This is a genomic window from Sulfitobacter undariae, from assembly GCF_014196805.1.
Taxonomy (GTDB): domain Bacteria; phylum Pseudomonadota; class Alphaproteobacteria; order Rhodobacterales; family Rhodobacteraceae; genus Sulfitobacter; species Sulfitobacter undariae.
Genome location: NZ_JACIEI010000001.1, coordinates 234,191 through 259,201, shown reverse-complemented (window position 1 = coordinate 259,201; position 25,011 = coordinate 234,191). Strand labels below are relative to the sequence as shown.

Annotated in this window: 29 protein-coding genes; 12 read left to right on the top strand and 17 right to left on the bottom strand. The window is 55.9% G+C overall.

The genetic code is table 11. The annotated features are described in order from the left end of the window. Positions 1 to 4: 4 nt before the first annotated feature. From era to folK, 9 genes are all read right to left on the bottom strand, one after another. Positions 5 to 922 carry a GTPase Era gene (era, locus tag GGR95_RS01330; RefSeq protein WP_184562000.1) on the bottom strand — a complete coding sequence of 306 codons (918 nt, stop codon included), beginning with the start codon at positions 920 to 922 and terminating at the stop codon, positions 5 to 7. Next, positions 919 to 1,605 (bottom strand): ribonuclease III, encoded by a 687-nt coding sequence (gene rnc, locus GGR95_RS01325; protein WP_184561998.1) that lies wholly within the window; start codon positions 1,603 to 1,605, stop codon positions 919 to 921. Before rnc ends, era begins: the two co-directional genes overlap by 4 nt. Beyond that, positions 1,602 to 2,438 carry a signal peptidase I gene (gene lepB / locus GGR95_RS01320; RefSeq protein ID WP_184561996.1) on the bottom strand — a complete coding sequence of 279 codons (837 nt, stop codon included), beginning with the start codon at positions 2,436 to 2,438 and terminating at the stop codon, positions 1,602 to 1,604. Before lepB ends, rnc begins: the two co-directional genes overlap by 4 nt. A gap of 74 nt (positions 2,439 to 2,512) precedes the next feature. Then, positions 2,513 to 2,917 carry a holo-ACP synthase gene (acpS, locus tag GGR95_RS01315; protein WP_184561994.1) on the bottom strand — a complete coding sequence of 135 codons (405 nt, stop codon included), beginning with the start codon at positions 2,915 to 2,917 and terminating at the stop codon, positions 2,513 to 2,515. Positions 2,918 to 2,945: 28 nt separating this feature from the next. After that, positions 2,946 to 3,698, bottom strand: a complete 753-nt coding sequence (locus tag GGR95_RS01310) for a pyridoxine 5'-phosphate synthase (RefSeq protein ID WP_184561992.1) — start codon at positions 3,696 to 3,698, stop codon at positions 2,946 to 2,948. Further along, positions 3,691 to 4,344 (bottom strand): DUF2062 domain-containing protein, encoded by a 654-nt coding sequence (locus GGR95_RS01305; RefSeq protein ID WP_221384661.1) that lies wholly within the window; start codon positions 4,342 to 4,344, stop codon positions 3,691 to 3,693. The genes GGR95_RS01310 and GGR95_RS01305 overlap by 8 nt, the downstream gene beginning before the upstream one ends. 26 nt (positions 4,345 to 4,370) lie before the next feature. Continuing rightward, on the bottom strand, positions 4,371 to 6,524 hold the full coding sequence (locus GGR95_RS01300; protein ID WP_184561988.1) for a RelA/SpoT family protein: 2,154 nt from the start codon (positions 6,522 to 6,524) through the stop codon (positions 4,371 to 4,373). Between the two features lie 43 nt (positions 6,525 to 6,567). Further along, positions 6,568 to 6,921, bottom strand: coding sequence for a DNA-directed RNA polymerase subunit omega (rpoZ, locus tag GGR95_RS01295; protein ID WP_184561986.1), 354 nt, complete (start codon positions 6,919 to 6,921; stop codon positions 6,568 to 6,570). Between the two features lie 70 nt (positions 6,922 to 6,991). Next, positions 6,992 to 7,552 (bottom strand): 2-amino-4-hydroxy-6-hydroxymethyldihydropteridine diphosphokinase, encoded by a 561-nt coding sequence (folK, locus tag GGR95_RS01290; protein ID WP_184561984.1) that lies wholly within the window; start codon positions 7,550 to 7,552, stop codon positions 6,992 to 6,994. 153 nt (positions 7,553 to 7,705) lie between these two features. Here folK and GGR95_RS01285 point away from each other — a divergent pair, with 153 nt between their 5' ends. The 5 genes from GGR95_RS01285 (at position 7,706) to GGR95_RS01265 (ending at position 11,116) form a co-directional block, all read left to right on the top strand. Further along, entirely contained in the window at positions 7,706 to 8,266 is a 561-nt protein-coding gene (locus GGR95_RS01285; protein WP_184561982.1) for a LabA-like NYN domain-containing protein, read from the top strand. 227 nt (positions 8,267 to 8,493) lie between these two features. Continuing rightward, positions 8,494 to 9,444 carry a 4-hydroxy-3-methylbut-2-enyl diphosphate reductase gene (gene ispH, locus GGR95_RS01280; protein ID WP_184561980.1) on the top strand — a complete coding sequence of 317 codons (951 nt, stop codon included), beginning with the start codon at positions 8,494 to 8,496 and terminating at the stop codon, positions 9,442 to 9,444. 10 nt (positions 9,445 to 9,454) lie between these two features. Beyond that, positions 9,455 to 10,048 (top strand): class I SAM-dependent methyltransferase, encoded by a 594-nt coding sequence (locus GGR95_RS01275; protein WP_184561978.1) that lies wholly within the window; start codon positions 9,455 to 9,457, stop codon positions 10,046 to 10,048. After that, positions 10,041 to 10,496: a ribonuclease HI gene (gene rnhA, locus GGR95_RS01270; RefSeq protein ID WP_184561977.1), complete on the top strand. Its 456-nt coding sequence runs from the start codon at positions 10,041 to 10,043 to the stop codon at positions 10,494 to 10,496. The genes GGR95_RS01275 and rnhA overlap by 8 nt, the downstream gene beginning before the upstream one ends. Further along, complete coding sequence (locus GGR95_RS01265) at positions 10,493 to 11,116, top strand: trimeric intracellular cation channel family protein (protein WP_184561975.1); 624 nt, start codon at positions 10,493 to 10,495, stop codon at positions 11,114 to 11,116. The genes rnhA and GGR95_RS01265 overlap by 4 nt, the downstream gene beginning before the upstream one ends. A gap of 2 nt (positions 11,117 to 11,118) precedes the next feature. Here GGR95_RS01265 and GGR95_RS01260 read toward each other — a convergent pair whose 3' ends face one another. Genes GGR95_RS01260 through def (GGR95_RS01240) form a run of 5 tightly spaced genes read right to left on the bottom strand, consistent with a single transcriptional unit; the run spans position 11,119 to position 13,782 of the window. Further along, positions 11,119 to 11,355 carry a hypothetical protein gene (locus GGR95_RS01260; RefSeq protein ID WP_184561973.1) on the bottom strand — a complete coding sequence of 79 codons (237 nt, stop codon included), beginning with the start codon at positions 11,353 to 11,355 and terminating at the stop codon, positions 11,119 to 11,121. Positions 11,356 to 11,359: 4 nt separating this feature from the next. Further along, positions 11,360 to 12,274, bottom strand: coding sequence for a methionyl-tRNA formyltransferase (fmt, locus tag GGR95_RS01255; RefSeq protein WP_184561971.1), 915 nt, complete (start codon positions 12,272 to 12,274; stop codon positions 11,360 to 11,362). 4 nt (positions 12,275 to 12,278) lie between these two features. Beyond that, positions 12,279 to 12,776, bottom strand: a complete 498-nt coding sequence (def, locus tag GGR95_RS01250) for a peptide deformylase (protein WP_184561969.1) — start codon at positions 12,774 to 12,776, stop codon at positions 12,279 to 12,281. Further along, positions 12,773 to 13,267: a peptide deformylase gene (gene def, locus GGR95_RS01245; RefSeq protein ID WP_184561967.1), complete on the bottom strand. Its 495-nt coding sequence runs from the start codon at positions 13,265 to 13,267 to the stop codon at positions 12,773 to 12,775. Before def (GGR95_RS01245) ends, def (GGR95_RS01250) begins: the two co-directional genes overlap by 4 nt. Beyond that, positions 13,264 to 13,782, bottom strand: a complete 519-nt coding sequence (gene def, locus GGR95_RS01240; RefSeq protein ID WP_184561966.1) for a peptide deformylase — start codon at positions 13,780 to 13,782, stop codon at positions 13,264 to 13,266. Before def (GGR95_RS01240) ends, def (GGR95_RS01245) begins: the two co-directional genes overlap by 4 nt. A 97-nt stretch (positions 13,783 to 13,879) precedes the next feature. Here def (GGR95_RS01240) and GGR95_RS01235 point away from each other — a divergent pair, with 97 nt between their 5' ends. After that, complete coding sequence (locus tag GGR95_RS01235) at positions 13,880 to 15,049, top strand: MalY/PatB family protein (protein WP_184561964.1); 1,170 nt, start codon at positions 13,880 to 13,882, stop codon at positions 15,047 to 15,049. 80 nt (positions 15,050 to 15,129) lie between these two features. Here GGR95_RS01235 and GGR95_RS01230 read toward each other — a convergent pair whose 3' ends face one another. After that, the gene (locus GGR95_RS01230) at positions 15,130 to 15,462 is read right to left on the bottom strand and encodes a hypothetical protein (protein WP_184561962.1); all 333 of its coding nucleotides are present in this window, start codon (positions 15,460 to 15,462) and stop codon (positions 15,130 to 15,132) included. Positions 15,463 to 15,647: 185 nt separating this feature from the next. Here GGR95_RS01230 and GGR95_RS01225 point away from each other — a divergent pair, with 185 nt between their 5' ends. The 5 genes from GGR95_RS01225 (at position 15,648) to GGR95_RS01205 (ending at position 20,164) form a co-directional block, all read left to right on the top strand. Beyond that, the gene (locus GGR95_RS01225; protein ID WP_184561960.1) at positions 15,648 to 16,622 is read left to right on the top strand and encodes a glutathione S-transferase family protein; all 975 of its coding nucleotides are present in this window, start codon (positions 15,648 to 15,650) and stop codon (positions 16,620 to 16,622) included. 97 nt (positions 16,623 to 16,719) lie between these two features. Next, positions 16,720 to 17,667, top strand: coding sequence for a threonine-phosphate decarboxylase CobD (gene cobD / locus GGR95_RS01220; protein WP_184561958.1), 948 nt, complete (start codon positions 16,720 to 16,722; stop codon positions 17,665 to 17,667). Next, the gene (gene cbiB / locus GGR95_RS01215) at positions 17,664 to 18,575 is read left to right on the top strand and encodes an adenosylcobinamide-phosphate synthase CbiB (protein ID WP_184561956.1); all 912 of its coding nucleotides are present in this window, start codon (positions 17,664 to 17,666) and stop codon (positions 18,573 to 18,575) included. The genes cobD and cbiB overlap by 4 nt, the downstream gene beginning before the upstream one ends. 20 nt (positions 18,576 to 18,595) lie before the next feature. Continuing rightward, entirely contained in the window at positions 18,596 to 19,768 is a 1,173-nt protein-coding gene (locus GGR95_RS01210; protein ID WP_184561954.1) for a lytic murein transglycosylase, read from the top strand. Positions 19,769 to 19,777: 9 nt separating this feature from the next. After that, complete coding sequence (locus GGR95_RS01205) at positions 19,778 to 20,164, top strand: rhodanese-like domain-containing protein (protein ID WP_184561952.1); 387 nt, start codon at positions 19,778 to 19,780, stop codon at positions 20,162 to 20,164. Positions 20,165 to 20,247: 83 nt separating this feature from the next. Here the strand turns inward: GGR95_RS01205 and GGR95_RS01200 are convergent, their stop codons facing one another. Further along, positions 20,248 to 20,709 carry a hypothetical protein gene (locus GGR95_RS01200; protein WP_184561950.1) on the bottom strand — a complete coding sequence of 154 codons (462 nt, stop codon included), beginning with the start codon at positions 20,707 to 20,709 and terminating at the stop codon, positions 20,248 to 20,250. Between the two features lie 208 nt (positions 20,710 to 20,917). Here GGR95_RS01200 and GGR95_RS01195 point away from each other — a divergent pair, with 208 nt between their 5' ends. Then, on the top strand, positions 20,918 to 21,388 hold the full coding sequence (locus GGR95_RS01195; RefSeq protein ID WP_184561947.1) for a methyltransferase family protein: 471 nt from the start codon (positions 20,918 to 20,920) through the stop codon (positions 21,386 to 21,388). A gap of 73 nt (positions 21,389 to 21,461) precedes the next feature. On the opposite strand, the gene smc is transcribed toward GGR95_RS01195, so the two are convergent. Continuing rightward, on the bottom strand, positions 21,462 to 24,917 hold the full coding sequence (gene smc / locus GGR95_RS01190) for a chromosome segregation protein SMC (protein WP_184561945.1): 3,456 nt from the start codon (positions 24,915 to 24,917) through the stop codon (positions 21,462 to 21,464). Positions 24,918 to 25,011 lie beyond the last annotated feature (94 nt).

Genomic DNA, 25,011 nt, shown 5'->3' with positions numbered 1-25,011 from the left:
CCTGTCATTGGTTGCCGTCCTTAAACTCCAACCCCATTTCGGAGTAACGCTCGGATTCTTCCAACCAATTCGGGCGCACTTTAACCTGCAAAAACAGATGCACCTTGCGCCCTAGAAACTCTTCCATTTCCTCGCGTGCAGCTTTGCCCACCGCTTTGATGGTTTCGCCCTTCGAGCCAAGGATAATGCCTTTATGCCCATCGCGCACCACATAGATCAGCTGGTCAATCTTGGCTGATCCATCTTTGCGCTCCTCCCAATTTTCCGTCTCAACGGTCAATTGGTAAGGCAGTTCTTGGTGCAGACGCAGGGTCAATTTCTCGCGGGTCATCTCTGCCGCAATCATGCGCATTGGCAGATCCGCAATCTGATCATCAGGATACAACCATGGGCCTTCAGGTACTTCCCCAGCCAGCCAGTTGCGCAAGACTTCGACGCCATGGCCTTTCTCGGCGGAAATCATAAATGTTTCTGCAAATGGATAGGCGTCGTTCAGTTTTTGGCTCAACCCGAGCAAAACAGGCGCTTCGACGCGGTCGATCTTGTTGATCGCCAGCGCCACACGCGCATTTGAACCGATCTCGTTCAGGCGCTCCAGAATTTTTTCGACGCCTTCGGTCACACCGCGCTGCGCCTCAACCAGCAACACCACCAAGTCCGCATCCGCGGCACCGCCCCAAGCGGCAGCAACCATCGCGCGGTCCAAACGGCGTTTGGGCTGGAACAATCCGGGCGTGTCCACAAACACAATCTGGCTATCACCCGCCATCGCCACACCGCGAATACGCGCACGTGTGGTTTGCACCTTATGCGTCACGATCGAGACCTTGGCACCAACCATACGGTTCAAAAGAGTAGACTTGCCCGCGTTCGGTTCGCCAATCAGGGCAACAAAGCCTGCGCGTGTTGTTGGTGTGGTCATATCTCTTGCTCCAATTGCGCCAACAGCGATGCTGCGGCGTCTTGTTCTGCGGCGCGTTTCGCGCCTGCTGTCGCACTGGCAGTCTGTCCTGTGGACAGGCGTGCGGCTATTGTAAAGATCGGTGCGTGGTCTGGGCCGCTACGTTTTTCCAACACATATTGTGGCGGCTCCAGCCCGCGCGCCTGCGCCCATTCTTGCAATGATGTTTTGGCATCACGGGCATCTTCTTTCACCGAAGTTGTCCGCGTGCCCCACAGCCGGATGATCATGTCGCGGGCGGCGTCAAACCCGCCATCCACATAGACCGCCGCAATCACAGCTTCCATCGCATCGCCCAGCAGTGCTTGCTTGCGCCGCCCCCCCGATAGCATCTCAGAGCGGCCCAAACGCAGAACCGCACCAATATCAATCTCGCGGGCGACATCAGCACAGGCTTCTTTGCGCACCAAGGCGTTAAAGCGCGGGGCCAATTGGCCCTCTGATGCGCCAGTATCGAGGTTCAGGAGGGCTTCGGCCATAACCAAGCCTAGCACCCTATCACCCAGAAACTCCAACCTTTGGTTATCGTCACGGTTGGGTGTCGTCATCGACGCATGGGTTACAGCTTCGTTCAGCAGTTTAGGCTTTTCAAACTGATAGCCCAGTCGCCCTTCGAACGCTTTGAGTTCCGCCGATAACTTCACTTGATTGCTTTGAAGAAGCGGTCGCTGCGCCACGTCCAAAAGTACAACATCGACCGGCCACCCGAGCTGAATACAATCCGGTCGGCACGACCAATGATGTTTTCAAACGGTACAAAGCCTACACCACCTGCAGTTTGGGCAAGGCGACTGTCCGCGGAATTGTCGCGGTTGTCGCCCATGAAGAAGTACTCCCCTTCCGGCACCGTATACACGCCAGTCCGGTCAGAAGCCTGAGGTCCGATATTCAAGACAGGGTGGCTCACGCCATTTGGAAGCGTCTCGATGGCGCGGTCTTTGATACACATCCCACCCTGACCGACGGCACCGTTTGCACAACGCGGGCGCAGCCCTTGCGGGCCTTGCAGTTCCATCAGTTCTTCGAATTCTCCGTCGGCTACTTGCCCTGCGGCTTCGCCGTTAATTTGCACAATACCATCTGTAACCTGAATCCGATCCCCTGGCAGACCGATCAAACGCTTGATGTAATCATGGCCTGATGTCGGGTGACGAAACACAACAACGTCGCCGCGCTCTGGTTCACTGCCAAACAAGCGGGTGTTGTCGCCGTCAAAAACGCCACACATTTTTTTCGCGTCAAGGTTGATCCCCACGCTGGGCACAATCACACTCGGACAGGAGGCATAAGAATACCCATAAGCCATTTTGTTCACGAATAAGAAATCACCGATGAGAAGCGTTGGCTTCATCGAACCGGAGGGAATCCAAAAAGGTTGGAAGAACAGCGTGCGGAACACACCTGCAATCAGCAGGGCATAGACAATAGTCTTGATTGTCTCGACAATCGGATTGCCCGTCTTATCCGTCTTGGCCATGCGGCGCTCCTATTGGATTTTCTTTCTGGTTACATGCGCAGCAGGGCGCACAGTGTCAAGGTAAACAGGGCTTATCACCCCTGTATTGGCCTTGCTTCGATCACAACAAACGCCTGCGCCCAAGGGTGATCATCGGTGAGGGTCACATGAATGATCGCTTCCTGGCCCTCTGGGGTCATCGCCGCCAAACGTTCCGCAGCCCAGCCAGTGACCTCCATCACCGGCTGACCGGTCGCAAGGTTACTCACCGCCATGTCACGCCAACTGATCCCCATACGCAATCCAGTGCCAAGCGCCTTGGAGCAGGCTTCTTTTGCGGCCCAGCGTTTGGCATATGTACCCGCCACATCTTTGCGCCGGTTTGCTTTGGCTTGCTCGACTTCGGTGAACACACGATTGCGAAAACGGTCACCAAAGCGGTCCAAGGTTCCCTGAATACGCTCAATATTGGCAAGGTCCGTACCGATCCCCAAAATCATGGCTGCCCCCAAAGGCCAGAAACCGCCATCAAATGCCCCGCGCTTGATCCATCAAGCGGCGCATCTCACGCATTGCAGGTTCCAATCCGATAAAGATGGCTTCGCCGATCAGGAAATGGCCGATGTTCAGCTCCGTTACCTCAGGAAATGCCGCAACAGGAGACACAGTATCATAGGTCAGACCGTGCCCCACATGCATTTCAAGCCCCAAGCTATGGCCAAACGTCGCCATTTCGCGCAGCTTGGCCAGCTCTAAATCAGCCTCGTCAAAACGCGCCTCGTGATAGGCATCACAATAAGCGCCCGAGTGCAATTCAACAACTTGCGCACCAATCCGGTGCGCCGCCTCAATCTGGCGCTGTTCAGCGGCGATAAATATCGACACACGGCTTCCCGCCTCACGCAGCGGCGCAATGAAATGCGCCAGACGGTTTTCCTCACGCGCCACTTCCAAACCACCTTCGGTTGTGCGTTCTTCGCGCTTTTCAGGAACAATACAAACGGCGTGCGGCTTGTGACGCAGTGCAATTTTCTGCATCTCTTCGGTCGCTGCCATCTCAAAGTTCAAAGGCACCGTCAGGATATCCATCAATCCTTCGATATCCGCATCCGAGATGTGGCGTCGGTCTTCGCGTAGATGTGCCGTAATGCCATCCGCGCCCGCGTCCTGCGCAATTTGCGCCGCACGCAGCGGGTCAGGTGTGGTGCCACCACGTGCGTTACGCACTGTCGCCACATGATCAATGTTTACACCCAGCCGAAGTTTGCCTTGATCAGCCATTTGTCTGTTCCTTTTTATCTTTCACTGCCTGCTTTTTCTCGTTCGCTTTGGCAGCAGATTTTGCCTTAATCGCTTCAAACTTGGCCTTTATGAGCCCCTTACGACGATGCTGATAAGCCCGTAAAACCGGCACAGCCAAATAGTAGGCTATTGTCGCAAAGAAGATACCCGCCAAGATCCCGCCAATCAAATACGGAAAGAACACATCTCTTGAGAAAATCGCCAGTCCGGACCAGTCCATTTCCTCGGGAGTGAAAATTGCCCAAGCATTGTGCCACAGGTCAATCCCTGCATCGGCGAACTTGCGGCTCAACATGCGCAATTCGCCGTGCTCCAGCTTGGTCCCCAGTATCCAATGTCCCGACTTCAAAGATGCCAAAGTAATGAAGACAAATGTCAGCGGATTCCCCACAAACGTCGCCATTAATGACGCCAGAATATTCCCCTTCATTGCCTTAGCAATCATCACGGCGCCTAAAAAATGGAACCCGAACAAGGGCGTGAACGACATAAAGACACCTGCCCAAATCCCACGCGCAATCCGCTCGGGGCTATCGGGCAGACGTCGAACACGGTGTTTGACATAATGGAACGCCCGCGCCCAGCCGCCGCGCGGCCATAGGAATTCAGCCACTGAACGCCCCATCGTTTTAGGATCACGGCGTTTGAAAATCACGGCGCTTGCCTTTCAGAGTGCTTAACGTCAGTTGGCGCGGATAGGTCGCGATATCTACTCAGCGCAGCGATATCTCCCTCGGCCTCCAAGGTCAGCATCAGGGAATGCAGCTGCGCTATGTCGCGGAATTCGGCATGCACCAACAGGCGAAAGAAATCCGGTTTACGCTCAACAAAGTTCAGGTCCGCGATATTGGCGCCTGCTTCTCCGATCAAGGTACAAATACGGCCAAGCACACCACGATCATTTGCGACCGTCAATTCAATTGTCGCTCCGTAAACCGCCGGATGGCTGCCTTCGTGCCAACGCAGATCAATCCATCGCTCGGGCTGTTCTTCGTAATCCCCCAAACGATTGCAATCAATTGCGTGCAGCGTAACGCCTTTGCCGCGAAAGGTGATGCCGACGATCCGTTCACCTGGCAGCGGTTCGCAACAGGTTGCGCGCTCAAACGATTGCCCCGCTTCAAGGCCGATGATGGCACGCTTGCGGTCCACCTCTTCGCCGGGCTTTGCACCCAATTCGGGATAGACCGAACTGACAACCTCACGGCCCGTCATTTCTGCGCTGCCCAGCCGCTCTAACACGTCATCCACACCCTTCAGCCGCAATGTACGCGCAGCCGTTGCCAGCACTTTATCCGTGGCCTGTTTACCAACATGTTCAAAAGCGGATCGCGCCAACTCACGACCCAGCTTGATAAATCTAACGCGGTCTACCTCACGCAAGGATCGCCGGATAGCGGTCTTGGCCTTACCAGTAGTGGCAATATCCAGCCATGTGTTTTGTGGTGTTTGCCCTTCAGCGGTGATGATCTCAACCGATTGACCATTCCTGATCCGCGTCCACAGCGGCACACGCAACCCGTCAACTTTAGCCCCGACACAAGCCGAGCCGATGCGCGTGTGAATCGCGTAAGCAAAGTCAATCGGAGTGGCCCCACGTGGCAGCTTGATCACCTCGCCTTTTGGCGTAAAACAGAACACTTTATCGGTATACATCTCAAGCTTGACAGCTTCGAGAAACGATTCATGATCATCCTCTCCGTCAAACTGTTCGGTCAACTGGGACACCCAATTAACCGAATCCACTGCAAACGGGTTCTGCGACCTCACCCCGTCACGGTAAGACCAATGCGCGGCAACACCTGTTTCCGCCACATCATGCATCTGCCGCGTGCGAATTTGTACTTCTACGCGTTTGCCATCACGCCCCGAAACCGTTGCGTGAATTGAGCGGTACCCATTTGTTTTAGGTTGGCTGATATAGTCTTTGAAGCGCCCGGGCACAGCGCGCCAACGGCGGTGGATTGCGCCCAGCGCCCGGTAACAATCTTCTTCGCTCTCGGTGATCACCCGAAAACCATAGATGTCCGACAGACGTGAGAAAGACTGCTCTTTCTCCTCCATCTTGCGCCAAACTGAATATGGTTTTTTGGCACGGCCAAAGACTTCTGCTTCCACACCGGCCTCGGCCAGCTCCTTGCGCATATCTGTGGTGATCCGCGCAATCACGTCGCCCGTTTCTTTTTGCAGCGTAATAAACCGCCGCATCAGCGAATGGCGGGCGTCAGGATTTAGCACCCGAAACGCCAGATCTTCCAGCTCTTCGCGCATCCACTGCATACCCATCCGGCCTGCAAGCGGGGCGAAAATATCCATCGTTTCGCGGGCTTTTTGCACCTGCTTGTCAGGGCGCATTGCCTTGATCGTCCGCATGTTGTGCAAACGATCCGACAGCTTAACCAGAATAACGCGCAAATCTTTGGACATCGCCATAAACAGTTTGCGGAAATTTTCGGCTTGTTTCGTCTTGGAGGACGTCAACTGCAAGTTGGTAAGCTTGGTTACCCCATCGACAAGTTCGGCAACGTCTTTGCCAAACAGCTCCTGCACTTCGGCATAAGACGCATCGGTATCTTCGATGGTATCGTGCAGCAATGCGGTGATGATGGTTGCATCATCCAGTTGCTGCGCCGCCAAGATGGCCGCTACAGCAACTGGATGTGTAAAATAGGGTTCACCTGAATGACGAACCTGACCTTCGTGCATACGTTCACCGTAAGCATAGGCCGCGCGAATAAGCGCTTCGTTTGTCTTGGGGTTAAACCCCCGCACCAATGTGACAAGATCATCGGCAGTCGTTGTCATTATCTGCCCCGGATCCAGTGCGGAACGCTCATCTTCAGCGTTCTCACCCCTGCCCTTGCGCCGCCATCAGCTGCCGCAAAAGCATTTCCTCGGACATGCCGTCGTCTTCTGGCTTGTCCTGCTCGGCGCCCATAAGAATCGCCATGGCGTCTTCTTCTGGTTCATCAACTTCGATTTGATGCTGGTTATTCTCGATCAGGCGTTCGCGCAGATCATCAGCGGATTGTGTCTCGTCAGCGATTTCACGCAGGGACACAACTGGGTTTTTATCGTTGTCACGATCAACAGTTACTGCTGAACCTGCAGAAATCTCACGCGCACGGTGAGCCGCAAGCATGACCAGTTCAAACCGGTTTGGGACTTTATCAACACAATCTTCAACGGTGACGCGGGCCATTGGACACTCCAATAAATTATAAGCTAGAAAAAGTTACCTAGGCGCGTTTGGCCTGATTTACAAGCAGGTATTATAGCGCAACCACCTCTTGTCGCAGGGCCTCTGGCAAGGCGTCATGCATCTGGCGAATGGTCAAACCCGTTGTCGGATGGCACCAATCAGGTGCCACATCCATAACCGGAACCAGAACAAAACCCCGCTCGGCAAGACGCGGATGAGGGATCACCAATTCACGCGGTGCCATTGTTTTTTGCTGCGCCAAGGGCAACTGACGCCAGTATTGCTGTGTTTTCGCATCAGGCAGCACAAGTGAACCCATGCCAATCAAATCCAGATCAAGCGTGCGTGCCCCCCAACGTTGCACCCGCTGGCGACCGAATTCGGCTTCGACCGCATGGAGATGGCCAAGGATTTGCTCTCCGTCACACGCGCTCTCCAATTCAATCGCAGCATTCACAAAATCAGGGCCGGCCCCCGCGGGAAATGCTGGCGTTTGATAGAATCGGCTCACAGCCCGAATCACAAAACCTCGCTCTTCTAGGCGAATTATCGCGCGTTCCAACAATTCCGCTGGGCCTTTTCCAGCCAAACCCATGTTTGAACCTAAGGCAACTAAGCATGTTTGTCGCATTGCTCGCGCTTCTGTGTCCGTTTTCCCCATAGCCCCACCTTGCGCCAAATGTTAATTTGTTTAAACGGTTTACTAAATAGCTCAAACATTACTTGACGCACATACGCCAAAAATAATTTTAGCCAATAGCGCGCTCTATTTCGAGGACACAACATGTTTTACAAAGACGAGCGCCTAGCGCTTTTTATCGATGGGTCCAATCTCTACGCGGCGGGTAAAACACTCGGCTTTGATATCGACTACAAACTCTTGCGATCAGAGTTCATGCGCCGTGGCAAATTGCTGCGCGCTTTCTACTACACGGCACTGCTCGAGAATGATGAATACTCCCCCATCCGTCCGCTTGTAGATTGGCTGAACTACAACGGCTATTCGATGGTGACCAAAACGGCAAAAGAGTACACGGACAGCATGGGCCGCCGTAAGGTCAAAGGAAACATGGACATTGAGCTGGCCGTGAACGCAATGGAGCTTGCGCCTCACGTCGACCATATCGTGATTTTCTCAGGCGATGGTGACTTTCGCCCGCTTGTAGAGAGCCTGCAACGTCAAGGCGTCCGCGTCTCAGTAGTTTCAACCGTGCGCAGCCAGCCCCCGATGATCTCGGACGAATTGCGACGCCAAGCAGATAACTTCATTGAACTAGACGATCTGCGTGATGTTATAGGCCGTCCGCCACGCGAAGCGGCGGAAACCACCACACACAACGAATAACATACATCATGCCTTAAGATGGATAGGACCTCTGGCACGGCCCTATCCCTTTTCGAAACGTTACAAAACAGGCATAAGCTCTGCGATGTGACATGCAGGATCTCTGGCGAGAAACCGTTTCTAAAACATCGTTGCGCTGCCAAGCGAACCAACACGTCAGTGCTTCATTCAAGACTGGACCTGCGGCCCCCGCGCCCTTACCTCTACTACCAAGCACGGAGACAGCCATGACAAACCCGCCCCTCACCCTCTACCTCGCCGCGCCACGTGGCTTTTGCGCTGGCGTTGACCGCGCAATCAAGATCGTCGAGATGGCGATCACCAAATGGGGTGCGCCCGTCTATGTCCGCCATGAAATCGTACATAATAAATTCGTTGTGGATGGCTTGCGCGAAAAAGGGGCCGTATTTGTCGAAGAACTCTCTGAATGCCCTGATGACCGCCCAGTGATCTTCTCGGCCCATGGCGTACCAAAATCAGTGCCGAACGCCGCCCAAGCCCGTAACATGGTCTATGTTGATGCCACCTGCCCGCTGGTCAGCAAAGTCCACATTGAGGCCCAGCGCCACGCCGACGCCGGGTTGCAAATGATCATGATCGGCCATGAAGGCCACCCCGAAACTGTCGGCACCATGGGCCAACTGCCCGAAGGTGAAGTTCTGTTGGTTGAGACCCCCGAGGACGTGGCCCATGTCAGCGTGCGCGATCCTTCCAAGCTGGCTTATGTCACCCAAACGACGCTGAGCATTGATGACACCGCAGGCATCGTCGCCGCTTTGCAGGCGCGCTTTCCTGCCATTGTCGGCCCGCACAAAGAAGACATCTGTTATGCGACCACCAACCGCCAAGAAGCGGTAAAGGCAATGGCCCCCAAATGTGACGCTATGCTGGTTGTCGGGGCGCCAAATTCCTCCAACTCCAAACGTCTGGTTGAAGTTGGGTCGCGTGCAGGCTGCGCCTATGCGCAACTGGTTCAACGCGCCACCGACATCGACTGGCGTGCGCTGGAGGGCATCACCAGCATTGGCATCACCGCAGGTGCATCCGCACCCGAAGTCCTGATCAACGAAGTGATCAACGCCTTCAAAGCACGCTATGACGTGACCGAAGAAATGGTGGAAACTGCCGTAGAGAACGTAGAGTTCAAAGTGCCGCGTGTATTGCGTGAAACAGCTTAGCAGCAACCGCATGAGTGATCCAGAAACCCTCGCCGTCTATGCCGCCCAAGCGCGGCGTTATGCCGCGTACAACCAAGCCGTAAATGAAAGCGACCCAAGGCTTGCCGCCTTTATCGCAGCCCTCCCAGCGGCGGGTGATGTGCTTGATCTGGGCTGCGGGCCAGGCCATAGTGCGCGCGTGATGGCCGCTGCTGGCCTCAACGTATTGGCGGTCGATGCGGTGGCCGAAATGATCACCCTCGCCGCGCAGCATCCAGGTGTTACCGCACAACAGCAAACCTTTGACGATATCAAAGGCAGCGACTTTTATGATGGCATCTGGGCCAACTTCAGCCTCCTGCACGCCCCGCGCAGCGACCTACCCCGCATCCTTAAATCTTTGCACACTGCTCTGCGCGCAGGTGGCCGCTTTCACATCGCGATGAAGCTGGGCACAGACACCAAACGTGACACAATCGGCCGTGCATATACCTATGTCACCCAAGACGAACTCTATAACCTCCTGTCCACCGCAGGCTTTAACATCACAAAAACCACCACTGGGCGCGATAAGGGACTAGACGGCACCTATGCCGATTGGATAGCAGTCGCCGCATATGGCTAAACTTTACGCATACACAGACGGCGCCTGTTCAGGCAATCCCGGCCCCGGCGGCTGGGGCGCTTTGATGCAGGCAATGGATGGTGACAAGGTGGTTAAGGAACGCGAGCTGAAAGGCGGCGAAGCCAACACCACCAACAACCGAATGGAGCTGCTGGCCGCTATTCACGCGCTCGAAGCGCTGGACCGTGATACAGAGATCACCGTGGTCACTGACAGTAACTATGTCAAAAACGGCATCACGGGGTGGATTTTCGGCTGGAAGAAAAATGGCTGGAAAAACGCAGCCAAGAAACCGGTGAAAAACGCCGAGCTGTGGCAACGCCTTGATGCGGCCAATGCCCGTCACCGCGTGACATGGGAATGGGTCAAAGGCCATGCAGGCCACCCCGAAAACGAACGCGCCGATGCGTTGGCACGCGCAGGCATGGCCCCGTTCAAACCTAAATGAACCTGATCAGCTTTCTCGATTATGCTTCTGTGATTGTCTTTGCCATCACAGGCGCGCTTGTGGCCAGCCGCGCCCAATTGGATCTGGTCGGATTTGTCTTTATTGCCTGCCTGACAGCCGTGGGCGGCGGCACCATTCGTGATTTGCTATTGGATCGCAACCCGATCTTCTGGATTGCCGAACCAACTTATCTGGGCACTGCCGCAACCGCTGCTATGATCACATTTTTCACGGCCCACCTTCTGGAGAGCCGCATGCGTGCGCTTATCTGGCTCGATAGTTTTGCGCTAGCGGTGGCGGTGGCTGCTGGTGCGGGTGTTGCGATCAACCTAGAACAAGCGCCAGTGATTGTTGTACTGATGGGCATTGTCACCAGCTGTATGGGCGGGTTGATGCGCGATGTGGTGGTGGGGGATGTTCCCGTTGTGCTTAAACAGGGCGAGCTATATGTAACAGCCGCGTTTGCAGGGGCCACGACCACTGTGATGCTCAACAGTTATCTGCCCGATGTGCCCTATCCGCTTATCATCGGCGCTGCGGTGACTTGGGTGCTACGCGCAGGGTCTATCCAGTTCGGGTGGAACCTGCCCGTCTACAAAAGCACCCCACCCAAAAGCTAAGGTCATTTACGCCAGTGAAACGGCACAATAACCAACGCGCCAATGGATGACGCAATCGCATTCATGCCTGCTGATGAAAATCCAATGCCAAACATCAGCCGCACAAAATAGAACATAAATGCGCCGCCAATACAGATGATCATGCTGGCCAAAACACCGTTGTGGGTGAATTCTGTCTTTTCAGCCAGATAACCAACGATCCCCGCGATCACCACCGTACCAATCATCGTAGGAAACATGGGCCTATCCTTCGTTCAAGTTGGCGCCAACGGCGATCTGCATGCCGCGTTGAAACACCTCAACATCCTGCGCCCCTTTGCCCGCCTTTTGCAAGCGGGTCAGTGCAACCGCCCCCTCGCCGCAGGCCACATGCAGCGCCTCGTCCAGCACAATGCCAGCCGCGCCCGCACCTGTTACCAACCGCGACCCCAGTACTTTGACGCGAACACCGCCGTGTTCAAACCACGCCCCCGGAAATGGCGACAATCCACGGATCATGCGATCTACTTGCCCAGCAGGTAGGTGCCAGTCAATCCGCGCCTCGGCTTTGTCGATCTTGGCGGCATAAGTCACGCCCTCTTCGGGCTGAACCTGTGGCGTCAAATCGTCCAAACTCGCCAACGCCTCAACGATAGCCGCCGCGCCCAGAATGCTCAGGCGGTCATGCAATTGCGCCGTTGTTTCTTCAGCGCCGATATCCAGATTTTCACACAACAAAACAGGGCCCGTATCCAGCCCTGCCTCCATCTGCATGATGCACACACCCGTTTGCGCATCCCCCGCCATAATAGCACGGTGAATGGGGGCGGCCCCCCGCCAACGCGGCAGCAGGCTGGCGTGAATATTCAAACAGCCCTGTGCGGGCGCATCCAGAATGGCTTGGGGCAGAATCAGGCCATAAGCCACAACAACGGCCACATCCGCCGTCAGCGCGGAAAACTCTGCTAGCGCCTCGGGGGTCTTGAGCGAAACTGGCGTACGCACCTCCAGACCCAAGGCTTCGGCACGCGCGTGAACCGGCGTCGGGCGGTCCTTTTTTCCGCGCCCGGCAGGACGCGGGGGCTGCGAATAAACGGCCGCAATCTCGTGACCTGCCTCAACCAGCGCATCCAGTACCGTCACCGAAAACTCCGGTGTGCCCATAAACACAATCCGCATCGGCTTATCCGTTCATCTTGCGTGCACGGCGCAGCAGCATGTCGCGTTTTACTTTGCTCAAACGGTCAAAGTACATTTTACCCGCTAAATGGTCGATCTGATGCTGCACACTTGTGGCATCCAACCCGACAAAATCTTTCTCAACCACAGCGCCAGTTTCATCCATATAGCGCACACGTACACCGCGCGGGCGACTGATTTTGGCCGATACACCCGATAGGCAAGGCGAGGCTTCTTCATGCACATTCATGATCGCCGAGGCGTCAATCACCTCAGGGTTTGCCAGCAAAATCCGCTTGTTCCGCGCCTCGGAGGTATCCACCACCGCTAACCGCTGCAACACACCAATTTGCGGGGCGCCAAGGCCAACACCGGGCATAGCGTCCATTGTATCAACCATATCACGCCATATCGCGCGCACCTCGTCTGTCACCTCGGCAATATCCTGCGTCGCTGTGCGCAAGCGTTTGTCTGGCCATGTCAAAATTTTGCGTACAGTCATGCGTTATACTCCGCTTCCAGTTTTGTCCGTGTCTCGGCGTCGAGGTGATCAAAGGTCACGACACCGTCCAGATGATCCAATTCATGCTGGACACAAGCGGCGGCGAAACCTGTAAAACTTTGCACGTACCGTCCACCATTCAAGCCCATCCAAACCAACTGCACCTGCGCAGGCCGCGAGATATCGGCACTCACTCCTGGAATGCTCAGGCAGCCTTCGCTGTTGGTCGCGCGGTCTTCGCTGACTTCTTGCAGCATTGGATTGATGAAAACCAAAGGGTCGGATTTCCCTTCTTTCCACCCCACATCTATCACAAAAATCCGCGCCATCGCGCCCACTTGCGGCCCTGCCAGCCCACGGCCCGGTGCCGCGTACATTGTCTCCAGCATATCCGCCGCCAAGGTCTCAACCTCGGGCGTTATCGCTTCTATATGCGGGCAAATCTCCATCAGGCGCGGATCGGGCCATTGGAGGATTTCCAGCACGCTCATCCGCGGGCCAGTTCGCGTTTAAACTTTACCATCTTGCGGGTAATCATCTGACGCTTGAGCGGTTTAAGATAATCAATGAACAGCTTGCCTTCTAGGTGGTCGATTTCATGCTGAACACAAGTGGCCCACAGCCCCTTCATGCCCTCGCGCTGTTCGTTCCCATCGCGGTCAATCCACGTGACTTCAACCTCGGCGGGGCGCGTCACATCAGCGAATTGCTCAGGGATGCTCAGGCAACCCTCTTCATAGGTGTTCAATTCTTCTGACGCGGCCACAATTTGCGGGTTGAACATGATCAAGGGGCGCGGCTTTTCGCCATCCTCTTTCACGCAGTCCAGCACAACAAGGCGGCTCAGCACCCCGATCTGTGGGGCGGCAAGCCCTACACCGGGGGCCTCATACATAGTCGCCAGCATATCATCAGCCAATTGGCGCAGATCATCTGTCAGATCATCTACGGCAGTACAGGCTTTTTTCAGGCGCGGGTCGGGGTGATAAAGAATTGGGCGTTTCATGGGAACTCATGTAGGGCATGCCCCCTGTTGCCGCAAGCAGGGCTTGCAGATAAGTCTGGTAAGAGTACGGTTTGCGTAAATACAAAGGAGATACCAGATGAGCTTTGACACCCCGATTGAACGGCGCGGCACCCATTGTGCGAAATGGGACGGGATGGAGAGTATCTATGGCGTCTCTGCCGATACAGGGATTCCCATGTGGGTCGCTGATATGGATTTCGCCACAGCCCCCGTTGTGCAAGACGCGATCAAGGCGATGTCTGATCATGGCGTTTACGGCTATTTCGGCGATGAAAGCAAATACCGTGCCGCGATCCAGTGGTGGATGAAAGAGCGCCATGGCTGGGATCTGGACCCCGCGCATATTTTCACGACACACGGCCTCGTTAACGGCACAGCCATGTGTGTGGATGCCTTTACAGATGCAGGCGACGGCGTTGTGTTGTTCACCCCTGTTTATCATGCCTTTGCCAAAGTGATCAAAGCCGCTGGCCGTCAGGTGGTAGAATGCCAACTGGTACAAGATCAGGGCCGCTACCGCATGGATTTTGACGCTTATGATGCGCAAATGACCGGCAATGAAAAAATGGTTGTGCTGTGTTCACCGCATAATCCGGGCGGCTGTGTCTGGACCCGCGAAGAGCTGCAACAGGTTGCCGACTTTGCCAAACGTCATGATCTGGTGTTGGTTTCCGATGAAATCCACCACGATTTGGTGATGCCCGGCCACACGCATACCCCGATGACGCTGATTGAGGGTGTTGAAGACCGCTTGGTAATGATGACCGCGACGACCAAAACTTTTAACATCGCGGGCAGCCATTCAGGCAATGTCATCATCGCCGATCCGATCCTGCGTGAAAAATTCGGGGCGCGTATGATGGCTTTGGGCTTGTCGCCCAACAGCTTTGGTTTGTTCATGGCCACCGCCGCCTATTCCCCTGAAGGGGCCGCATGGGTGGATGATCTAATCGCCTATCTGGATGGCAACCGCCGCCTGTTTGACGATGCTATCAATGCCATACCCGGCCTAAAGTCCATGCCGTTGCAATCAACCTATCTGGCGTGGGTCGATTTCACAGACACAGGGATGAGCAGCGAAGAATTCACCAAACGCGTAGAGCAAGGTGCAAACATCGCGGCCAACCATGGCGACACGTTTGGTACAGGTGGTGAATCCTATCTGCGCTTCAACATCGCTACACCACGTGCTCGTGTTCAAGAAGCATGCACACGGTTGGCGGAAGCCTTCAAAGACCTTCAATAAAGAGACGGCTATCGGTCGTGACTTTGAGAAATTTCTCTCAAAAAAGGGCGCCTTCACATGGCGCCCTTTTGCACATCTGATCAGGCTGACGCCTGAGCCATACTTTCAAATTCCGTTGCGCAGGCATAATTGAAGGGTGTCGCCCGCTTGATGGTAAACACCAGTTCGCCTTCAAGGTTCTGGCAATTCATAATCAAGCAGTCGGCCGCTTTTTCCGCACCATCATACAGCGCCACCACACCTTTCAGGTGTGGCACCTCTGAAGCAGATACAGCAAACCCTGTGTCCCAGCGCCGCGATACCGGATAGCGTGTGCCACCCGCCTGCACAGACATCTGCGATGCACGTTTCGCGCCGTGTGTTTTGCCGCGTCCCACACCCGCCACAAAACCCTGAGGTAAAAATACGTCCATGATTCTCTCCTGCTCCCTGACCTAAATTTGCAACCATACCGATAATCTGACAACTGATTTTATGTATTTAGGTCAGAATTCTCTTTTAACCTGTGTATTTACGCAGACCTCCTGCGCGCCAAACTCTCTTCGACAACTATCCCAAGTTTGTTACGTTCCCGTTAAACCAGAAAAAGGAGCCCACCATGGGACTACTCATTGACGGCACATGGCATGACAGCTGGTATGATACAAAAGACACTGGCGGCGCGTTTAAACGGCAGGAATCCAATTTCCGCAATTGGATCACGACCACTGGCGAGGCTGGCCCAAGCGGTGAAGCAGGCTTCAAGGCAGAGCCGAGCCGCTATCACCTTTATGTAAGCCACGCCTGCCCTTGGGCACATCGCACGATGATTTTCCGCGCGCTCAAGGGGCTTGCTCCCCTGATCGACATATCTGTTGTGCATCCTGAGATGCTCGGCGAGGGCTGGACATTTGACACCGGATTTGACGGCGCGACAGGTGATTGCCAGTTCAACCTGCCATTTGCCCGCGATATTTACACCAAAGCTGTGCCTGATTTCACTGGCCGCGTGACGGTGCCCATCCTCTGGGACAAACAACGTGGCACGATTGTCTCAAACGAATCGTCCGAGATTATCCGAATGATGAACAGTGCCTTTGACGGGATCACGGGCAACACAGATGACTATTGGCCAACCCAACTACGCCCGCAGATTGAAGCGCTCAACTCCCGCATCTACGACACGTTAAACAATGGCGTGTATAAATCCGGCTTTGCAACAACGCAGCAAGCCTATGACGCCGCTGTGCATCCTTTGTTTGAGACGCTGGACTGGCTGGAGGGCATTCTCTCCCGCAACCGCTATCTCACAGGTCCACAGATCACCGAGGCCGATTGGCGGCTGTTCACCACACTTGTCCGCTTTGATTGCGTGTATCACCAGCACTTCAAATGCAACCGCCGCCGCATCGTGGATTACCCTAATCTATGGGCCTACACCCGCGAGTTGTTCCAGTGGGAAGGCGTGGCCAAAACCGTGCATTTTGACCACATCGTGCGGCATTATCACTTTAGCCATGACACGATTAACCCAAACAGGATCATCCCGATCAACCCCGTCATAGATTGGCATGCCCCTCATGGCCGTGGATAATCCCGCAACCAGCTATTGAACATCAGCCAAAACTCCGCATTGTCACACTTCCAAGATCGGCCAAGTACGGTCGGAATATAACGATCAGGTAGATGAGTTGGCTGAAGATAAAAGAGACCATGGCGGCGGCGTTGATGCCGCGGCGGCAGAGTTCGGCGGAGTGCGTGAAAACTGGATTGATTTGTCGACAGGCATCAATCCTGTGCCTTATCCACTGGGCCAGATTTCAAACGGCGCATGGGCCACCCTGCCCGACCAAACGGCGCAATCCGCTCTGATCCGCGCGGCGCGGCCGTTTTGGAATGTGCCTGATGGGGCCGCTGTTTTGCCAACACCGGGTGCCTCCGCCCCGATTGCGATGATTCCACGTCTGATGCAGGCGGGACGCGTCCACATTTCCGCGCCCACTTATAACGAACACGCCGCTTCTTTTGCTGCTGCGGGCTGGGTGCAGGCATCGCAGCCAAATGAAGCAGATGCACAGGTAATTGTGCACCCCAACAACCCTGACGGACGCCTGTTCACCAGCGCCGATCTGCACGCACCCCTGCGGGTCATCGACGAGAGTTTCTGCGATGTGATGCCAGATGCTTCTCTCATGGGGCAATCCACCACAGAGGGCACCCTGATCCTTAAAAGCTTCGGCAAATTTTGGGGGCTTGCGGGTGTGCGGCTGGGTTTTGTCATCGGTGATCCCGCATTGATCGCACAGCTACAGCAGATGTTGGGGCCGTGGCCTGTCGCTGGCCCCGCGCTCGAGATCGCCACTCGGGCGCTGCAAGACCCGCAATGGGCCAGCCAGACCCGCCAACGTCTGACCACTGATGCCACCCATCTGGACAACCTGTTCCAAGGCGCTGGCGCGCAGCTGTTGGGGGGCACCACATTGTTCCGCCTGTTTGAAATCCCTGACGCTGCGGAGTGGCAATCCCGTCTTGCTCGTCACCAGATTTGGAGCCGCGTTTTCCCGTACAATCCCCGCTGGCTGCGCCTTGGTCTACCTGCCCCCGATCAATGGGACAGACTAGAGGCCGCCCTGACATGAGCACCGCCACGATCCTGTTTTTCGCCATGCTGCTGGATGCCGCCATGGGAGAGCCGAAATGGCTCTGGAACCGTGTGCCCCACCCCGCTGTGCTGATGGGCCGTGCAGTTGGCTATATGGACCGTAGCCTAAACCGGGACAGAGGTAGTATTTTGCTGGGCGCACTGGCACTAGCGGTGCTGATCACTGGCGCATATCTGCTGGGCTTGGGGCTAAGCCAGCTGGGCGGTATCGTGCAAATTATCGTAACTGCAATCCTGCTTGCCCAACGCTCGCTTACGCAGCATGTGGGTGCCGTGGCGGACGGGTTGCGCGTGTCGCTGGGTGAAGGCCGCCGCGCTGTGGCAATGATCGTCAGCCGAGACACAGACGCCATGGACCCATCCGCTGTTTCACGCTCCGCTATAGAAAGCGCTGCCGAAAACCTGTCTGATGGTGTGATTGCCCCTGCCTTCTGGTTTTTGGTCGGTGGCCTGCCTGCCTTGATGGTTTATAAAATCATCAACACCGCAGACAGCATGATCGCCTACCGCACCCCTCAATATGAGCGCTTTGGCAAAGCCGCCGCCTATGCGGATGACGCGATGAACCTGATACCTGCCCGCCTCACCTGCTTCCTGATTGCGCTGCCGTCAGGTGTGATCAGGAAAATGGCCGACATTGCCCGCGATGCAAACAGGCACCGCTCGCCCAATGCGGGATGGCCAGAGGCAGCTATGTCGCGTGCCATAAATGTAGCTTTGGCAGGGCCGCGCGCCTATGATGGCAAGATGCAGGATTTCGCATGGGTTGGCCCTGAGGGCGCACGCACCATTGGCCCACCCGCGATTGATGCTGCCATACGCCAGCTTTGGCAGGCGTGGGGCTTTATGTTGGGGCTGGTGTTTTTACTGGCTCTTTTCGGTTGATATTTATGCATAGGTATTTCATGCGCTCACATTTCTTCGCGGCCCTTATCGCCTTCACACCGCTGCCCCTCTTGGCCCAGACCTCCTGTGGCGGCGCGTTCAGCACCTTCCTCGATGGTCTCGCCGCCGAAGCGCCCACCCACGGCATCGACACAGATACCGCCAAGACATTCCTGCGCTCGGTACGCAGCGATCCCGCGGTGCTGCGTGCGGATGGCTCCCAAGGCGTTTTCCAGCGCCCCTTTGTTGATTTTTCCCGCCGCCTGATCTCCAATGACCGCATTGATCGCGGCCGCAGAAACGCACAGCAGTATGATTCAACCTTCGATATTATCGAAGGGGAATACGGCGTAGACCGCAACGTATTGCTGGCGTTCTGGGCCTTTGAAACGGATTACGGCACGTTTCAGGGTGATTTCAACACCGCCAATGCCTTGGTGACCCTCGCCCATGATTGCCGCCGCCCAGAACTGTTCCGGCCCCAAATTTTTGCCGCTATGGAGCTGTTTAAACGCGGCGATTTTGATCCTGTAACAACCACAGGCGCATGGGCTGGCGAAATAGGCATGGTCCAAATGCTACCGCGTGACATCCTCGAGAATGGCACCGACGGCGATGGCGATGGCCATGTCTCGCTCAGAACCTCCGCACCCGATGCGCTGATGTCTGGCGCCAAGATGCTCTCGTCTTTGGGATGGCGTGCTGGCGAACCATGGATTGACGAAGTCAAAGTACCTGCGGATTTCAACTGGTCGCTCAGCGGCTTGGAAACCCAGAAAACCGCCGCTGAATGGGCCGCTTTGGGTGTCACTGCCCGTAACGGCAGCTTGGCTGATAACCTGACGGCATCCCTGATCCTGCCCCAAGGGCGCAATGGGCCTGCCTTTCTCACCTATCCCAACTTCAACGTCTATTTTGAGTGGAACCAGAGCTTTACCTATGTTCTGACAGCCGCCTATTTTGCCACCCGTCTAGCTGGTGGTAAAATCTATGATGCGGGCACGCCAGACACTGGACTGGATGGAAACCAGATGAAGCAACTGCAATCCAAGCTGCAAACACGCGGGTATGACGTGGGCGATATTGACGGCATCTTGGGCGCACGCACCCGCATCGCCGTTCAGCAAGAACAGCAGCGCCTTGGCCTGCCCGCAGATGCGTGGCCCACACCTGCCCTTCTGTCGAAACTCTAGGAGGCCCACATGGCCCTTAAAATCACCGCCGCCGAAATGGTCGCAAATGCCCGCGCCCGCATCGAAGAAATCGCCGCCGCCGATGCCATTGCGATGGTCAACGATCCCGCCGTGCAGATCGTCGATCTACGTGACCCGCGTGAACGCGAGCGCACAGGCTTTATCCCAAACAGTTTCCATTGCCCCCGTGGCATGCTGGAATTCTGGGTTGATCCCGATAGCCCCTATTTCAAAGACGTTTTTGCCAGCGACAAGAAATTCGTCTTCCACTGCGCCTCTGGCTGGCGCTCGGCCATTTCTGTGGCCACGTTGCAGGACATGGGATTTGATGCAGCGCACATCACCGAAGGTTTCGGCGGCTGGGAAAAGGCAGGTGGCCCAATCAAACAGGTCTGAAATGTCGCAGTAGCTGTCGATCAACAAACGGTCCTTTTTGGGAGGAGGTGCAGATGCATCTGACGGCAGCAGGGAGTCCTAACCTACTTCGACAGACCAAACATAGATGCCCAGTTTGAGGCAGTCATTCCTTCGCGATAGTCCTTCTGCATTTCGGCATCGAGCAATTCCACAAGCAGTCGGTTTTCAAGCCAAACTTCGACGCACTCAAAAGGACCACGGTTGCAGATGCGCGAGGTCCATCCTTTTGATGAAGCGAGGCCGATGATCTCCACGCGACTTAGCTTTGAGCAGACAGCAGCGTGAACGAATGTTGAAGTTGTATCGCGGGATTTGATTTCACAGGATATTTGTTCAGGACCGGCCTCAAGCACATGCGTAGTCGGATAGACCTCGATAGCTGTTCCATCATCTTCGGCGCTGAAAGCAATCCAACAGTCTGGAAAAGGTGGAAACGGCATCGCAATACCGCCCATGACTGCGGCAAGAAAACTCGCTACATTTTCAGGATCGTTGGCGCTGATAGACAGGTGCAAAAGGCTCATTTGACTATGATATCAAGATTCTTTGAGATGTCTGTAAAGTTCCGCGCACCAGTCCTTCTGTAGTTTCCCAAAACCCTCGTTTGTGAACGTTCAGAAACGGTCTTTTTGACGGAAACTAGACGGTCTTGTGGAAATCGCCTCGCCACACTTGAAGCTACAGCCCCTTAAGGAATTACGATTGTGAAGAATCAAATATGGAAGCTTCTTCATGAACATACCCCCCCTTGTACAACTGGCCCTTTGCATGGTTATCGCAAGCCTACTTGCGGCTTTCATCCCGCTGGCGACATTTGACACACCCGCAGTTTTGGTTGCCGCAACTGCAACAATTGGGGCGGTATTCCTGCTGCCCGCCGTGATGAGCTTTTTACTTCACAAGACGACTGTGAACCCGACGTCACCTGAAATGGCAACGACACTTGTGACGAACGGCATCTACAGCATAACGCGAAACCCTATGTATGTGGGAATGCTGATAATTCTGATGGCCTTTGCTCTGTGGCTTGGTGCGTTAAGTGCAGTCTTGATGGCTGCCCTATTCTTCATGACAATTGATCGGTTTCAAATTAGAGGCGAAGAACGGGCCTTGGCTCAGACATTCGGAAAACCCTTTGAGGACTATGCCGCGCGTGTCCCGCGCTGGCTTTTCATTCGCTCAAAAGCCGCCTTGCAGGATTAATGATGTCAGGCCGGTTTGTGACGCAAAGGAAAAAGCCTCTAACGTTCAACAACAGGTCAAACCCAAAGCCAGATCAGGCGACCAGTATCTCGGCCTTCTTCAGATCGACCGAGACCAGTTGGCTGACGCCTTGTTCCGCCATTGTCACACCAAACAAGCGATCCATACGCGCCATCGTCACCGCATGGTGCGTGATGATCAAGAAGCGTGTGTTGGTCTGGCGGCACATCTCGTCCAGCAGATCACAGAACCGCGTCACATTGGCGTCGTCCAACGGCGCGTCAACTTCGTCCAGCACACAAATCGGTGCAGGGTTGGCAAGGAACACCGCAAAGATCAGCGCCATCGCGGTCAGTGTTTGCTCCCCCCCGGACAACAGGCTCAGCGTGCTGAGTTTCTTACCGGGCGGTTGACACATGATCTCTAGTCCCGCCTCCAGCGGGTCATCGGATTCCACCATCACCAGACTGGCCTCACCACCGCCAAACAGATGCGTGAACAACAAAGAGAAGTTGGAGTTCACCTGTTCAAACGCCGTCAACAGACGCTCGCGCCCTTCGCGGTTCAGGCTTGCGATGCCCGAGCGGAGTGTTTTAATCGCCTCTTCCAGATCAGCCTTTTCGCTGACCAAGCCGCCATGCTCTTCTTCGACTTCTTTGGCGTCTTCTGCTGCCCGAAGGTTCACCGCGCCCAGTGAATCGCGTTGACGTTTTAGGCGGTTCACATCTGCCTCTAACTTATCAACGCCAGGCATATCGTCAGGGTCCACATCCAACTGCGCCAACAGTTGTGCAGGCGTCAACTCTTGATCCTCTGCAATACGCTCGGCGGCGGCGGCAACAGTTTCTTTGGCGGCATCGCTACGCGCCTCAAACCGCGCCCGCGCTTCACGCGCCTCGGATGCGGTGCGTTCGGCTTCGCGCTCTTCCAGAGTGGCTTCGCGCAGAGTTGTTTCGGCTGTTGCCAACGTGTCCATGGCTGCTGCACGGCGCTCGTTGGCATTTTCGATTTGCGCATCCAGCTCATCACGTTTGCCTGCGATCTCTGCTGGGACAGCAAGTGCTTCCAACAGCTCTACCTCGGAGGCCTCTTTGCGCTCAACCAGATCGGCGCTGTGCTTCTCGGCCGTCTCCAATCGATGCCGCCAGCCGCTTAATTCCTTGGTGACTTCTTGCGCACGTTTCAAACGGGCTTCGCCGCTACGGCGCAATTCATCGTGGTTTGAACGGCGTGACATCATCGTGATCCGCGCCGCTTCAACCGTCATGCGGATGTCATCGACCTCGGCACGTGCCTCGCTAAGATCGCCCAGATCAGCCAGTGCACGTTCTGCTTCCAGCACCCGCGTCCGTGCACCCATCGCTTCTTCTTCGTGCCGCGTCACAGCCAAGCCGAGGCTCTCTAACCGCCCTGCCGCAAGGTTGCGATCCGCCTCAACACGGCTGAGCGCACGACCGGCATCCGCCACGGCGCGGTCCGCTTCACGGCGTGCTTCACGTGCACGTTTATCCGCTTCGGTCTGTGACGCCAGCCGCATGGTCAGGCTTTCATGCGCAGCCCGTGCGGCTTCTGCACGGTTGTTCGCTTGCTCCAACGCCTGCTTTAGCACCTCAAGACGGTTCAACTGCTGCAACCGCAAAGCCGCAGCAGAAGGCGCATCCTCAGCCCATGCGCGGAACCCGTCCCAACGCCACAGATCACCCTCTGTCGAGACAAGCCGCTGCCCCGGTTGCAAAGACGCCTGCAATCGCTGCCCGTCATCCGCATCCACCAACCCGATCTGGCCCATGCGGCGGCCCAGAACATCCGGGCAAGACACGTGATTTGTCAAAGGCGTCACACCTGACGGCAAGGACTGTACCTGCGTGTATTCTGGCAGGCTGGACCAACCCGACGGCCCATCGGTATCAACCTCAGGCGCACGTAGATCATCGGCCAAAGCCGCACCCAACGCTTTTTCAAACCCATGCTCGACTTGCAGACGGTCCAATATCTGACCCCCTTCTGCGGTATCCCGTTCCAGCAGCTTTGCCAGCGCGGTTGTTTCCGCACGAAGGGCGTTCATCTCACCTTCCGCTTCCGAGCGTTCGCCGCGCGCCTCTGCCTCCAGTGACAGCGTCTCGGCACGCTCCTCCTCGGCTGCAATCAAGGCGGCTTCAGCGGCTTCAGCCCCCGTAACAGCGGCTGTTGACGCCACGGTCGCCGCCTCAAAATCACTGGCGGTTTGTGCCAATGCCGCTTCGCTGGCTGCCACCGCTTCGCGGGCGCGGGTCGCTTCTGTTTCTGATTTGGCCAGCGTCTTGCGGCTGTCATCCAGCAGTCGCTCTGCCGATCCATACCGCGCAGCCAGACGCGCAACATCTTCGGTGCGCTGGCTTAGATCACCCTCACGCTCGTGCAACACATCTGCCGCTTCTTGCGCCGCGTCTGACGCGGCCTCCAACACCTCGTCATGACCTTCACTGGCTTTCGCCAGCTCACGCGCTTCCCACTCCAGCCGCTCGATCGTATCTACGGCATCGCGGTTTAACCCGCCTTCGCGGTCAATATCGCGGATCATCTGGGCCACACGCCCCTGTAGCGTATCTATCAACGCCGTCGCACGGGATTCCTGATCGCTCAGCGTATCCTTTTGCACCATCAACCGCTGCACAACCGCAGCCGCAATGGCATCCTCTTCGCGCAGCGCTGGCAAAGCGTCTTCAGCTTCCTGACGGGCTTTGGCACTACTGCGCACAAACCCTTCAGCCTGCGCCGCCGCAGTCAGCCGTGCACGCAGTTCTTCTTCGGCACGCGCCCGCGCATCATCCGCTTCGCGCCACCGGCGGTACAGCAACGTACCCTCCGTCTGCCGCAACTGATCCGCGATCTCGCGGTAGCGGGCGGCCTGACGGGCCTGACGGGCCAGTTGCGCCAGTTGTGTCGCCAACTGCTCAACCACATCATCGACACGGGCCAAATTAGCCTCGGCACCGTTTAGCTTTAGCTCGGCCTCATGACGCCGCGCATAGAGGCCAGAAATCCCCGCCGCTTCTTCCAGAATACGACGGCGGCTTTTTGGTTTTGCGTTGATCAATTCGCTGATCTGCCCCTGCCGCACCAGCGCAGGTGAATGCGACCCGGTAGAAGCATCGGCAAACAGCATCTGCACATCGCGGGCACGCACGTCTTTGCCTGCCGCCTTATAGGCGCTGCCCACATCGCGTGTAATCCGACGCACGATTTCCAGATTGTCATTGTCGTTGAACCCCGCAGGGGCCAGCCGCCCGCTGTTATCAATTTGGAGTGAAACTTCGGCAAAGTTGCGTGCAGGTCGCGTTGCCGCACCCGCAAAAATCACATCTTCCATCCCCCCGCCCCGCATCGCAGTCGGACGGTTTTCCCCCATCACCCAGCGCAATGCTTCCAGCAAATTCGATTTACCACAGCCGTTTGGCCCCACAACACCCGTCAAACCATCCGCGATGATCAGATCAGTGGGGTCAACAAAGCTTTTAAAGCCCGTTAGCTTGAGTTTCGAAAAGCGCATATGCCGCCTGATTGGTGATTCCGGAACGAACAGCCAAGTGACTGCTTTGCGCCCAAGCTGTCAACCATGCGCCCGTGCGCAAAGCAGCATTCAG